Here is a 12,371-nt window from a genome sequence, read left to right as displayed (position 1 = left end):
GGGGAGAGGGGGGGAGTCTTCCCTAAAAAGGTGTGGGTGGGGGAACAACCTGGCCGGGTGGGGCGGAGAGAACCCTCCCACCCTCGCGGCCGGAACAGTGCGACAAACCTCTTTCAAACAAGGGGTCCGACTAAAAAAGGAGAAACCATGACCGACACCTACCGCGCGCTGGTGGCGCGCAAGGACCCGGAGCACCGCGTCGAGTTTGCGGCGCTGACCGACGAGGAACTCGGCAGCGGCGCGGTCACCGTGGCGGTCAAGTACTCGACGCTCAACTACAAGGACGGCCTGGCGATCACCGGGGCCTCGCCGATCGTGCGCGAGTACCCGCTGATCCTCGGCATCGACCTAGCCGGCACCGTTGTCGCCAGCGAGGACCCGGCCTTCGCCGCCGGCGACCAGGTGCTCGTGAATGGCTACGGCCTGTCCGAGACGCGCAACGGCGGCTACACGGAGCGCGCCCGCCTGGACCCCGGCCTGCTGGTCCCCGTACCCGAGGCGCTGGGAACGCGCCGGGCCATGGCCATCGGCACCGCCGGCTACACGGCCATGCTCTGCGTGCTCGCGCTGGAAGACGGCGGTGTCGCACCCGGCGACGGGGAGGTACTGGTCACCGGAGCCGCCGGCGGGGTGGGCACCGTCGCCATCAGCCTGCTGGCAGGCCTGGGTTACACGGTCGTGGCCTCGACCGGGCGCGCCGCGGAAGCGGATTTCCTCAGGGAGCTGGGCGCTTCGGAGGTCATCGACCGGGCGGCGCTCGCCGAGCGCGGCAAGCCGCTGCAGCGCGAGCGCTGGGCCGGCGTGGTCGACTGCGTGGGCAGCCAGACCCTGGCCAACGCCCTCGCGCAGACCCGCTACGACGGCACCGTGGCAGCCTGCGGCCTCGCCCAGGGGCCGGACCTGCCGGGCACGGTGATGCCATTCATCCTTCGCAACGTCCGCCTGCAGGGGGTGGACTCGGTGCAGGCGCCGATGGCGAGGCGCCGCACCGCCTGGGAACGGCTGGCGAAGGACCTGGACCTCGGCCGGCTCGACGCGCTGACCACCGAGCTGCCCTTCCACGAACTGCCCGCCGCGGGGCCGCGCATCCTCGCCGGGGAGATCCGCGGCCGCTGCGTGGTGCCCATAGGCGCCTGAATCACTCCGGCGGTCAGCGCCCGGCCGGCCAGCCCCGGGCGCGGGCCGTGAGCCCGAACTGCGCCGCGTAGTAGAGCAGCATGATCGCGTGGCGGGCGCCGGGGACCGGTTCGAGGAAGCGGTTCACGGCGATCAGCGCGTCGGAGAGCACGAAGGCCACCGCCCCGGCCACGACCCAGGGGCCGGCGCCACAAAAGACGGCCACCAGCGCCATGGCGGTGATGACCGCGAGGTAGGCAAGTACCGCCGGGGCGAGCGCGCCGCTTTCGGGCAGCAGCAGCGTGCCGAGGCCCGCCGCAAACGCGAGCAGCAACAGCGCGAGGAGAATGCCCACGGCCGGGAACCGCGGTCGCGCCGCGAAGGCCGCGATATAGCACAGGTGCGCGAGCAGGAAGGCGCCGAGCCCCGGCGCGAAGGCACCGAGCTCCAGCGACAGGTCGCCGATGGCCGAGAAGCCCAGTGCGGCGAGCACCGGCACCCAGGCCGCGCCGCGCGCACGCAGCACGAGCGCCGCCAGGCAGGCAATCGGTGTGACCTTGAGCACGAGGGGAACCGGCCCCGGGCCCGCACCCGGCGCGACGACGAAGACGACGGCGGCGAACAGAAACAGGGCCTCGAGAGCGCGACGCAGGGTCATGGCATCAGTCCGTCATCAATCCAGTATCAACCCGGCATCATCCCGGTATCAATCCGGCAGCAGCGGCCGCCACCAGTCCTCCCGGCCGAGGTACCAGTCGATGGTCCGCGCAAGGCCGCTCTCGAAGCTCTCCTGCGGCGCGTAGCCCAGCTCCCGCGCGGCCCGGCGGGCGTCGATGGCGTAGCGCCAGTCGTGACCGGCGCGGTCCGTGACGAAGGTCACCAGCTCGCGGGCGCTGGCGCCGCGGGCCGGCGGCGCGTCCCGGAAGCGGCTCGCGAGCTCCGGGTCGTCCGCGAAGCGGGCGTCGAGCTGGTCACAGAGCAGGTGCACGATGTCGAGGTTGGCCCACTCGTTGTTGCCGCCGATGTTATAACTCCTGCCCACCGTGCCGCGCTCGAGAACACCCTCGATGCCCCGGCAGTGGTCTTCCACGTAGAGCCAGTCGCGGATGTTGCTGCCGTCGCCGTACACGGGGAGGGGACGGCCGCGGAGGATATTGGTCAGGCAGAGGGGGATGAGCTTCTCCGGGAAATGGTAGGGCCCGTAGTTGTTCGAGCAATTGCTCGTGGTCACCTGGAGCCCGTAGGTGTGGTGGGCCGCGCGCACCAGGTGATCCGCCGCGGCCTTGCTCGCCGCGTAGGGTGAATTCGGCGCGTAGGCTGTGTCCTCGCGGAAGGCCGGGTCGCTGGGTCCGAGGGTGCCGTAGACTTCGTCCGTGGACACGTGGTGGAAGCGGTGCGGCCGCCCGCTCCCGGCCAGCCACGCCGCGCGCGCCGCCTCGAGGAGGCTATGCGTACCGAGCACGTTGGCGCGCACGAAGGCATCCGGCCCGCTGATGGAGCGGTCCACGTGGCTCTCCGCGGCGAAATGGACGATCGTGTCCACGGCGTGCTCGCGCAGGGTGCGGGCGACGGCATCGCGGTCGCAGATATCCGCCTCGACGAAATGGAAGCGCTCGTCGCCTTCCCGGCTGGCGAGGCTCGCGCGGTTGCCGGCGTAGGTGAGCGCGTCGTAGACCACCACCCGGTCCGCCGGGTGGGCGTCGAGCCAGTAGTGGACGAAGTTGGCGCCGATGAAGCCGGCGCCGCCGGTCACGAGCAGCGTGCGGCTCATAGGCCCTGCTCCCTGAGGTCGTTCAGCATGAAGCGAAGCTGGCGGCGCCAGTGCACCCCGTCCATGGCGAGGTCCCGCCAGGTCGCGTCCTTGTCGAGGACGCTGTAGGCCGGCCGCTGTGCCGGTGTCGGGTAGGCCGCCGTGGGCACCGGCAGGATGCGCGGCAGTCGCGGCAGCAGGCCCAGGGCCAGGGCTTCCTCGCCAATGGCGACAGCGAAATCGTACCAGCTGGCCACGCCGGCATCGCTGAAGTGGTAGGTGCCGGCGAGCGCCGGGCGCTCGGCGAAGGACCACAGCGCGAGCGCGAGGCCCCGGGCCCAGGTGGGCGTGCCGACCTGGTCGGCGACCACCGTGAGCGCCTCGCGCTCGCCCATGAGCCGGAGCATGGTCTTGACGAAATTGCCGCCGTGGCGGGAGTACACCCAGCCGGTGCGCAGCACGATCGCGCCCGGCAGGGCGGCGCGCACAGCCTGTTCGCCGGCGAGCTTGCTGCGGCCGTAGGCACCGAGCGGCGCCGGCGCTGCATCGGGGGCATAGGGGCTGGACGCGCGCCCGTCGAAGACGAAATCGGTGGAGACATGCAGCAGGCGCACGCCGCGTTCGGCACAGGCCTCGGCGAGCAGGCCGGGCGCGGTCCCGTTGATGGCCTCGGCCTGTTCCGGCTCGGCCTCGGCGCGGTCGACGGCGGTGTAGGCCGCGGCATTGATGACCACTCGCGGCCGCAGCGCATCGAGGGTGCGGCCGATCGCAGCCGCATCCGCGATGTCCAGGTCCTGCCGTTGCAGGGCTATGCAGTCGGCGCCTGTGGGAGAAGTAAGGACCAGCTCACGGCCGAGCTGGCCGCCGGCGCCGGTGACCAGGGCGCCCCCGCTCACGGCAGGCAGCGCGCGCGGAGCCAGTCGTAGAGGTCCGCGAGGACGGTTTCGCGCTCGGGCTCGTTGAAGATCTCGTGGTACAGCCCCGGGTACAGGCGCAGGGTCTTGTCCTTCGCCCCGGCGCCGGCAACGAAGGCCTCGGACCCCGCCGGCGCGGTCATCGCATCGGCGTCGCCGTGCATGACCAGGAGCGGGAGCCGGAGCTCGCCGCGGCGGGCCGCCACCTCGCCCATGGCCGTGAACAGCTCGACCACGAAGCGGGCGCTGAACTTGCCCGTGTGAACCAGCGGGTCGGCGCGGTAGGCGGCCACCACCTCGGGGTCGCGGCTGATCCCGCTGGCATCCAGCTGCAGCACCCCCAGCCGCGGGAAAAGCGCCGCCAGCAGCCGGTTGATCCAGATCGCCAGCGCCGACGGCGGCTCAGCCACGGCCAGAGCCGCGCCGGAGAGGGCGGCGCCGGTGAAGCGGTCCTGGCGGTCGAGCAGGTAGCGGGCGGCGATGAGGCCGCCCATGCTGTGGCCCACCAGGAAGCAGGGCAGCTCGGGGTAGTCGTCGGCGATGCGGTCGCGCAGGGCGTCCAGGGGCGGAAAGAAATCGGCGAAGCGGTCGATGTGAGCCCGGTGCCCGGGCGATTGCCCATGGCCGCAGTGATCCGGAGCGAGCACGGCGATGGCGCGCGCGTTCAGCCACCCGGCAACCGCGGCGTAGCGGCCGCTGTGTTCGCCGGCCCCGTGCGCGAGGAGCACCACGGCCACCGGGTCGGCCACGGGCCAGTGCCGGTAGAAGGTCCCGTCGGCGAGGCGCCCCTCGCCGGGGGCCCCGGGCGGTTGTCCGCTCACGCTACCGGGGTCAACCACGCGCTGTTCTCCGGCCGCTTGCCGCGCACCGCGTCGAAGTACATGGCCTGGAGCTTCTCGGTCACCGGGCCGCGGCGGCCCTCGCCGATGATGCGGCCGTCGAGGGACTGGATCGGCACGACCTCCGCCGCGGTGCCGGTAAAGAAGGCCTCGTCGGCGATGTAGACCTCGTCGCGGGTGATGCGCCGCTCCTCGATGGTGTAGCCGAGTTCGGCGGCCAGGGCGAAGACCGTGGCCCGGGTAATGCCGTCGAGGCAGGAAGTCAGGTCCGGCGTGTAGAGGCGGTCGCCACGGACCAGGAAGATATTCTCGCCGCTGCCTTCGGCCACGTAGCCCTCGTTGTCGAGGAGGAGCGCCTCCTCGGCGCCGCAATCCACCGCTTCGCGCAGCGCCAGCATGGAATTGATGTAATTGCCGCAGGCCTTGGCCTTGCACATGGTGATGTTCACGTGGTGCCGCGTGTAGGAGGAGGTGCGCACCCGGATGCCGCGCTCCCGGGCTTCCGGGTCCATGTAGGAGGGCCACTCCCAGGAGGCGATCATCACGTGCGTCTCCAGGTTGTCGGCGCGCAGCCCCATGGCCTCGGAGCCGTAGAAACACAGCGGGCGCAGGTAGGCTTCCTCGAGACCGTTCTCGCGCACGACGGCGCGCTGCGCCTCGTTGACCGTGTCGCGGTCGAAGGGCATCTTCATGCCGAGGATCTTCGCCGAGTTGAACAGGCGGTTGGTGTGCTCTTCGAGGCGGAAGATGCAGGTGCCGCGATCCGGGGTCCGGTAGGCGCGCACACCCTCGAAGACGCCGAGCCCGTAATGCAGGGTGTGGGTGAGCACGTGCACCTTCGCGTCACGCCAGGGGACCATGTCCCCGTCCAGCCAGATCAACCCGTCGCGGTCAGCGAATGTCATGCCCTGCTCCTGCCCCTTGTTCTGTTCGAGGTATTGTCAAACGGCTATTGTCAAAGGTTCCCGTCCTGCCCCGCCGGCTCGACGCCCGCGAACAGCACCTGCCACTGGGCCAGCACCGCGTCCCGATGCATCGGGACATCATCTTCCAGGGGCACGACCCCGTCGGCCTGCTGCAGCGCCAGGCGATGCGAGGCGGAGCGGAAGGCGATGTAGGCCGCGATCAGGTCCGCAGCTGTCGCTTCGGGGAAACGTCCCTCCCGGCCAAGGGTCTCGAGGATACGGATATTATCGGACCAGCGCGTCAGTTCCGGCTCATCGTGCGACCAGGCGAGCACCGCATATTGCACCATAAATTCGATATCGACGATACCGCCGGGGCTCTGCTTGAGATGGAATGCGCCCTCGGCAAGATCCCGCGGCAACAGGTGTTCGCGCATGCGGTCACGCATCGCCACCACCTCCCCGGCGAGGGCTACCGGGTCGCGCGGCCGGGCCAGGATAGCCCGGCGCAGTGCCGTCACGGCGCCTGCCACCTCGGGGTCACCGGCCACGGGCCGCGCGCGCACCAGCGCCTGGTGCTCCCAGGTCCAGGCGTTCTCCCGCTGGTAGCCTTCGAAGGCGGCCAGGCTGCTCACCAGGAGACCGGAGGCCCCTGAAGGCCGCAGCCGGAGATCCACCTCGTAGAGCTGGCCGAGGGCCGTGCGCGTCTCGAGAATGTGGATGATCTTCTGCCCGAGCCGCGTGTAGAAGACGCTGTTGTCGATGCTGCGCTCGCCATCGGTGACGCCCCGGGCCTCTGCGTCCCAGAGGAAGACGAGGTCCAGGTCCGAGGCGTAGCCGAGCTCGATGCCACCGAGCTTGCCATAGGCGCAGATGGCGAAGCCGGTGCCCCCGCCCGAGCGGGCGGGCTCGCCGTAGCGTGCCACCAGGGAGGCCCAGGCCACCCGCAGCACCTGCTCCAGCACGACCTCGGCGATGAAGGTCAGCTTGTCGCTCACCTTCATGAGCGGCAGGCGGCCGAGACGCTCGCTCGCGGCCACCCGGAGCACGTGCGCGGCCTTGAAGTAGCGCAGCGCGTCCATCTGCGCCTCGAGGTCGTCGAGGGGCAGCCGGTCCACCTGCTGCGCGAGCTCCTCGCGCAGGCGGTCCCGGTCCGGCGCGCGGTAAAGGCTGGAGCGGTCCAGCAGTTCGTCGAGGAGTACCGGGTGCGCCGCCAGCAGCCCGGCGATCCACGGGCTGGCCTCACAGAGAGCAACCAGCTCCGCCAGCGCCGGCGGATTCTCCGTGAGCAGCACGAGGTAGGCGCTGCGCCGCAGCACCGCCCGTACCAGCGGCAGGATGCGCTCGAGGGCCAGGTCCGGCGCCTCCACCTCGGCACAGGCCTCCAGCAGCAGCGGCATGAACTGCTCGAGGCGTTCGCGCCCCTCCGACTGCAGGCCGCGCAGGCGGCTGCCATCCTGCAGCTCGTCGAGCAGCCCGAGGGTCGCCTCCGGGTCCCGGTAGCCGAGGCCGGCGAGGGTCATCGCATCCACGGCGCCGAAGGCCACGCCGTCCAGGGGCGCCGCCGGTGCGTCCGCCGGCGGCGCGATGAGCTCGTCGAAATGATGGGCGACGCGGGCCCGCTCCCGGTCCAGCCGCGCGCGGAACGCCTCCCAGCCGTCGCAGCCCATGACCAGGGCCAGCGCGGCGCGGGCTTCCGCGTCGGTCGGCAACTCCTGGGTCTGGCGGTCGTTGTAGCCCTGGATGGCATGCTCGCTGTCGCGCAGGAACAGGTAGGCCGCGCGCAGCTCCTCGACCGCCGCGGGCGGCAGGATACCGAGCGCCGCGCAGCTTTCGAGCACCTGCAGCAGCTCGCGCTGCTGCAGGGCGCGGTCGCGGCCGCCACGAATGAGCTGCAGGCACTGGGCGATGAACTCCACCTCGCGAATGCCGCCGCGGCCGAGCTTGACGTTGTCCTCCAGGCCGCGCCGGGCCACCTCCGTGGCGATCATGCTCTTCATGGCACGCAGGCTCTCGATGACGCCGAAGTCCACGTAGCGGCGGAAGACGAAGGGCCGCAGCGTGCGCATGAGCTCCTCGCAGCGCGCCGGGTCACCGGTGAGCGGCCGCGCCTTGATCAGCGCATAGCGCTCCCAGTCCCGCCCCTGTTCCTGGTAGTAGGCCTCCAGGGCGGCGAAGTTCTGGGCCAGCGGGCCGCTTTCGCCGTAGGGGCGCAGACGCATGTCGACCCGGAAGACGAAACCGTCTGCAGTGACCGGATCGAGGGCGGCGATAAGGGCGCGGCCGAGACGGGTGAAGAACTCCTCGTTGCTGATGGACCTGCGCTCGCCGTCCGTCTCCCCCGCCTCCGGGTAGGCGAACACGAGATCGATGTCCGAGGAGAGATTGAGCTCCCGGGCGCCGAGCTTGCCCATGGCGATGACGATGAGCGCCTGGGCTTTCCCGGAGCGCCGCCCGATGGGGCGGCCGAAGCGCGCTTCGAGCTGCGCCTGGCAGGCGGCGAGCGCATGGCGGATGCAGGCCTCGGCCAGCAGCGAGGTATCGCGAACGGTCTCGGCGGTATCCGCGAGCCGGTTGAAGTCCCGCCAGAGGATGCGCAGCATCGCGCGCTGGCGGAAGCGCCGCAGGACCACCGGCAGCTCCGCTTCCGGGTCGGCCAGGGCCTCGCCCAGGGCCCGGTCCCAGGCGTCTTCCGGCAAGCGCTGCCACAGCTCCCCGCTACCGGCGAGCGACGCCAGCAGCGCCGGGCGCCGCGCCAGCTGCGCCGCCGCCCAGGGGCTGGCGGCGAGCACGCGTGCGAGTTCGCCGCCGCGGCCCGCGTCGGCGCCAAGGGCCGCCCGGGCGGCGCCGTCGCGATCGGCTTCGCAAAGCGCCTGCCAGGCGTGCCGTGCCGGATCCACCAGCACCGGCGGCAGGGTCTCGAGGGGCAGCTCCACCCTAGCGCTCGACCGCCGGGGCCACGCGCATGACCTCCTCGATGGTGGTCTCACCCCGGGCGACACGGTCTGCGCCGGACATGCGCAGGGACTGCATGCCCTCTTCCGTGGCCGCGCGCCGGACCTTGCTGCTGTCCAGCCGCGCGGTCACCAGGTGCTGCAGTGCCGGAGTCATGACCAGCACCTCGTAGATACCGCGCCGCCCCCGGTAACCGGTGCCCCGGCACTGCTTGCAGCCGACGGGGCCGGCAATGGTTTCGGGCAGGGGCATGTCCCGCGGCGCCGTCAGCTCCCGCCAGGCCTCCGGGTCGGGCTGCGCCGGCGCCTTGCAGTCGGGGCAGAGGATGCGCACGAGACGCTGGGACATGATGCCGCGGACCGTGGCGCGGATGAGATAGGGGGGCACGCCGAGCTCGAGGAGCCGCGACAGTGACGAGGGCGAATCGTTGGTGTGCAGGGTCGACAGCACCAGGTGGCCCGTCAGTGCCGCCTGCACGGCCATCTCGGCGGTCTCGAGATCGCGGATCTCGCCGACCATGATGATGTCCGGGTCCTGGCGCAGCAGTGTGCGCACGCCGGTGGAGAAATCGAGATCGATGCCGTGGTTGACCTGCATCTGGTTGAAGGCCGGCTCCACCATCTCGATCGGGTCCTCGATGGTGCAGACGTTGACCTCGTCCGTAGCCAGCTGGCGCAGGGTGGAATAGAGCGTGGTCGTCTTGCCGGAGCCGGTGGGCCCGGTGACCAGCACGATGCCGTTGCCGGTGTCGGTCATGGCGTGCCAGCGGGCGAGGTCCTCGTCGGCAAGGCCCAGCTCCTCGAAGCTCTTCTGCAGCACCTCCGGGTCGAAGATCCGCATGACCAGCTTCTCGCCGAAGGCCGTTGGCAGCGTCGACAGGCGCAGCTCGATCTCGCCCCCGGCGGGGGTGCGGGTCTTCAGGCGGCCATCCTGGGGCCGGCGCTTCTCGGCGACGTCCATGCGGCCGAGGATCTTGATCCGGCTGGTCATCGCGGCGCAGACGGGAGCCGGCAGCTGGTAGACCGTGTGCAGCACCCCGTCGATGCGAAAGCGCACGTGGCCCAGCTCGCGCCGGGGCTCCACATGGATGTCGCTCGCGCGCTGCTCGAAGGCGTACTGCAGCAGCCAGTCGACGATGCTGACCACGTGCTGGTCGTTGGCGTCGAGCTCCTTCATGGAGCCGAGCTCGAGCATCTGCTCGAGGTTGGTCACGCTGCCGCCGGGGCGTGCCGCGCCCACGGCGCCGGCGCCGCGCACCGAGCGCGCCATGGTATAGAACTCTTCCGTGAAGCGATGAATGGCGCGCGGGTCGGCGAGCACACAGCGCACCGGGCGGCGGGCGACGTGCTCGAGGTTGTCCTGCCAGTCCCGGCGCCAGGGCTCGGCGCTGGCTACCACCACCTCGTCCGGATGCACCTCCACGGCGAGGATACGGTGCCGCTCGGCGAAGGCCCGGGACATGACCTCGGCAACCTCGCCGACGTTGATCTTGAGCGGATCGATCTCGTAGACCTGCTGCCCCGTGCGCTCGCCAAGCCAGGCCAGCAGCGCGGGCATGTCGAGCGTCGACCCCGGCCGGGCCGCGTCCGGCAGCTTCTGTTCGGCGATAAAGACGAGGGGGTGCACGGAACCGACGTTCACACCGGCCAGGCGCCGGCTGTCCGCCGTGGAGAGCCTGCCGTCGCGATGCAGGTCGGCCACGACCTGCTCGAGACGCAGGCGCGCATCGCCCCGGGGGTGTGCTTCCTGGCGGCTCATAGGCGGTCCCTTGCGCGCATCGCGACCCACGGCCGGGATGCTATCACAGGCCTGCATTCCGACGCCCGACGGTCATGGAACCGCGCAAGACAAGCGAGACGGAGTTGCCTATACTCGCCCCGCACTTGAACGGAGCACGCCCATGGCCGTCGGCAGCCCGCTCGGCAAACTCTTCGGCACCTCGCCGATCAAGCCCCTGCAACACCACATGCAGCTCGCGGCGCGCTCGGCGGCGCTGCTCTGCCGCCTGGTCGAGGCCGCCCTCGATGGCAAGCAGTCGCGCATGGACGCCCTTTCCCTCGAGCTCGAGGCCGCTGCCCGCGAGGCCCAGGCCGTGGCCACGGAGCTGCGCCGGCACCTGCCGCGGGGCCTCTTCCTCGCCATGCCGCGGCCCGATCTGCTGCACCTGCTCAGCGCCCAGCAGCAGCTCGTCGACGGCGCCCGGCGCACCGCCCGCAGCCTGCTCTTCCGCCCGCTCGCGGTGCCCGGAACCGCGCGCAAGTCCATGGGCAGCCTGCTGAAGCGCAGCGAGGGCCTCACCGGGCTCGTGCTCGAAGTGATCGAGAGCACGGACGAATTGCTCGAGACCGGCTTTGCCGGCGCCGAGGCGCGACGGGTGGAGCGGCAGCTCGACAGTCTCCGCCGCCGCGTGCAGCAGAGCGACAAGCAGGCCGACAAGCTGCGCGCGATGCTCCTGCGCAGCGAGGGGGAGAGCAACCCCCTGGACAGCGCCTTCAACTACCAGCTGGTCGACGCGCTCGACGCCCTCGCCGCCATCCACGGCGAAATCGGCGAACGGCTGCGGCTTCTCCTCGCTCACTAGCACACCGCCCGGGACTTCATCGTGGACATCATTGCCCTGTACGGGACAGAGCTCCTCATTCTCGCCTGCGTCGCCGGCTTTTTCATGGCCTGGGGCATCGGCGCCAACGACGTCGCCAATGCGATGGGCACCTCCGTGGGGTCCCGCGCCCTCACCATCCGCCAGGCGATCCTCATCGCCATCGTTTTCGAGTTCTTCGGCGCCTGGCTCGCCGGCGGCGAGGTCACGGCGACCATCCGCAAGGGCATCATCGACCCGTCCCTGCTGTCGGCCACCCCGGAGCTCCTCGTCTACGGCATGATGTCGGCGCTCTTTGCGGCGGGCACCTGGCTGCTGGTGGCCAGCGTGCGCGGCTGGCCCGTGTCCACGACCCACTCCATCGTCGGCGCCATCGTCGGCTTCGCCGCGGTCGGCATTTCCGTGGACGCGGTCTCCTGGGGCAAGGTCGGCACCATTGTCGCGAGCTGGGTCGTTTCGCCGGTACTCGCCGGGAGCATCGCCTTCGGGCTGTTCATGAGCGTCAAGGTGCTCATCCTCGACACGGACAACCCCTTCGACCGCGCCAAGCGCTATATCCCCGTCTACATGTGGGCCGTGGGCTTCATGATCTCCATGGTCACGTTGCTCAAGGGCCTCAAGCATCTCGGCCTCGAGCTGGACTTCGGCCTCGGCTCGAAGTTCGCCAACGCGCTGCCGCCCTCCGCGGCCATCGGACTCGTCGTGGCGGGCCTGGGCGCCCTGCTGCTGCGGCGCATCCGCTACGTCGAGAACCCTGACGACCGCTTCGCCAGCGTGGAGCGCGTCTTCGCGGTGCTGATGATCTTCACCGCCTGCTCCATGGCCTTCGCGCACGGCTCCAACGACGTCGCCAACGCCGTGGGGCCGCTCGCCGCCGTGGCCACGACCATCAAGAGCGGCGGCATCATCGGCAGCCAGGCCCCGATGGCCGGCTGGATCCTGCTGGTCGGCGCCATCGGCATCGTCGTCGGCCTCGCCACCTATGGCTGGAAGGTCATCATGACCGTCGGCCGGCGCATCACGGAGCTGACCCCCTCCCGCGGCTTCGCCGCCGAGCTCGCCGCCGCATCCACGGTGGTCATCGCCTCCGCCACGGGGCTGCCCGTATCGACCACGCACACGCTCGTCGGCGCCGTGCTCGGCGTCGGCCTCGCCCGGGGCATCGCCGCCATCGACCTGCGGGTCATCGGCTCCATCTTCCTTTCCTGGATCATCACGCTGCCGGCCGGCGCGGTGCTGGCCATCATCTACTTCTTCACCCTGCGCAGCCTCTTCGGCTGAGGCGGCACCGGC

General features: G+C 70.8%; 10 protein-coding genes. 3 read left to right on the top strand and 7 right to left on the bottom strand.

From position 1 onward, the window contains the following. Positions 1 to 147: 147 nt before the first annotated feature. A complete protein-coding gene (acuI, locus tag ACX93N_RS14245; protein WP_459429106.1) occupies positions 148 to 1,137 on the top strand; it encodes an acrylyl-CoA reductase (NADPH) in 990 nt (329 codons plus the stop codon). Between the two features lie 13 nt (positions 1,138 to 1,150). Here the strand turns inward: acuI and ACX93N_RS14240 are convergent, their stop codons facing one another. The 7 genes from ACX93N_RS14240 to ACX93N_RS14210 are packed head-to-tail and all read right to left on the bottom strand — an operon-like array spanning position 1,151 to position 10,237. Further along, positions 1,151 to 1,774: a lysoplasmalogenase gene (locus ACX93N_RS14240; RefSeq protein ID WP_459429105.1), complete on the bottom strand. Its 624-nt coding sequence runs from the start codon at positions 1,772 to 1,774 to the stop codon at positions 1,151 to 1,153. Between the two features lie 48 nt (positions 1,775 to 1,822). Continuing rightward, positions 1,823 to 2,887: a dTDP-glucose 4,6-dehydratase gene (gene rfbB, locus ACX93N_RS14235; RefSeq protein ID WP_459429104.1), complete on the bottom strand. Its 1,065-nt coding sequence runs from the start codon at positions 2,885 to 2,887 to the stop codon at positions 1,823 to 1,825. Continuing rightward, positions 2,884 to 3,762, bottom strand: coding sequence for a dTDP-4-dehydrorhamnose reductase (gene rfbD / locus ACX93N_RS14230; protein WP_459429103.1), 879 nt, complete (start codon positions 3,760 to 3,762; stop codon positions 2,884 to 2,886). The genes rfbB and rfbD overlap by 4 nt, the downstream gene beginning before the upstream one ends. Continuing rightward, entirely contained in the window at positions 3,759 to 4,619 is an 861-nt protein-coding gene (locus ACX93N_RS14225; RefSeq protein ID WP_459429102.1) for an alpha/beta hydrolase, read from the bottom strand. Before ACX93N_RS14225 ends, rfbD begins: the two co-directional genes overlap by 4 nt. Further along, positions 4,598 to 5,524: a branched-chain amino acid transaminase gene (locus ACX93N_RS14220; protein WP_459429101.1), complete on the bottom strand. Its 927-nt coding sequence runs from the start codon at positions 5,522 to 5,524 to the stop codon at positions 4,598 to 4,600. Before ACX93N_RS14220 ends, ACX93N_RS14225 begins: the two co-directional genes overlap by 22 nt. Positions 5,525 to 5,574: 50 nt before the next feature. Continuing rightward, complete coding sequence (gene glnE / locus ACX93N_RS14215) at positions 5,575 to 8,460, bottom strand: bifunctional [glutamate--ammonia ligase]-adenylyl-L-tyrosine phosphorylase/[glutamate--ammonia-ligase] adenylyltransferase (RefSeq protein ID WP_459429100.1); 2,886 nt, start codon at positions 8,458 to 8,460, stop codon at positions 5,575 to 5,577. Position 8,461: 1 nt separating this feature from the next. Further along, positions 8,462 to 10,237: a GspE/PulE family protein gene (locus ACX93N_RS14210; RefSeq protein ID WP_459429099.1), complete on the bottom strand. Its 1,776-nt coding sequence runs from the start codon at positions 10,235 to 10,237 to the stop codon at positions 8,462 to 8,464. A gap of 142 nt (positions 10,238 to 10,379) precedes the next feature. On the opposite strand from ACX93N_RS14210, the gene ACX93N_RS14205 reads away from it, so the two are divergent. Together ACX93N_RS14205 and ACX93N_RS14200 are read left to right on the top strand one after the other, a co-directional pair. After that, on the top strand, positions 10,380 to 11,060 hold the full coding sequence (locus ACX93N_RS14205) for a DUF47 family protein (protein ID WP_459429098.1): 681 nt from the start codon (positions 10,380 to 10,382) through the stop codon (positions 11,058 to 11,060). Between the two features lie 21 nt (positions 11,061 to 11,081). Continuing rightward, positions 11,082 to 12,359: an inorganic phosphate transporter gene (locus ACX93N_RS14200; RefSeq protein ID WP_459429097.1), complete on the top strand. Its 1,278-nt coding sequence runs from the start codon at positions 11,082 to 11,084 to the stop codon at positions 12,357 to 12,359. Positions 12,360 to 12,371: the final 12 nt, after the last annotated feature.

This window comes from Pseudohaliea sp. (assembly GCF_054552115.1).
This window is presented reverse-complemented; position numbering and strand designations above follow the sequence as displayed.

Excerpts from the sequence above, each read along its gene's own strand:
- ACX93N_RS14210 (WP_459429099.1), bottom strand. The coding sequence starts at position 10,237 with ATGAGCCGCCAGGAAGCACACCCCCGGGGCGATGCGCGCCTGCGTCTC.
- ACX93N_RS14220 (WP_459429101.1), bottom strand. The coding sequence starts at position 5,524 with ATGACATTCGCTGACCGCGACGGGTTGATCTGGCTGGACGGGGACATG.
- acuI (WP_459429106.1), top strand. The coding sequence starts at position 148 with ATGACCGACACCTACCGCGCGCTGGTGGCGCGCAAGGACCCGGAGCAC.
- ACX93N_RS14240 (WP_459429105.1), bottom strand. The coding sequence starts at position 1,774 with ATGACCCTGCGTCGCGCTCTCGAGGCCCTGTTTCTGTTCGCCGCCGTC.
- ACX93N_RS14205 (WP_459429098.1), top strand. The coding sequence starts at position 10,380 with ATGGCCGTCGGCAGCCCGCTCGGCAAACTCTTCGGCACCTCGCCGATC.
- rfbB (WP_459429104.1), bottom strand. The coding sequence starts at position 2,887 with ATGAGCCGCACGCTGCTCGTGACCGGCGGCGCCGGCTTCATCGGCGCC.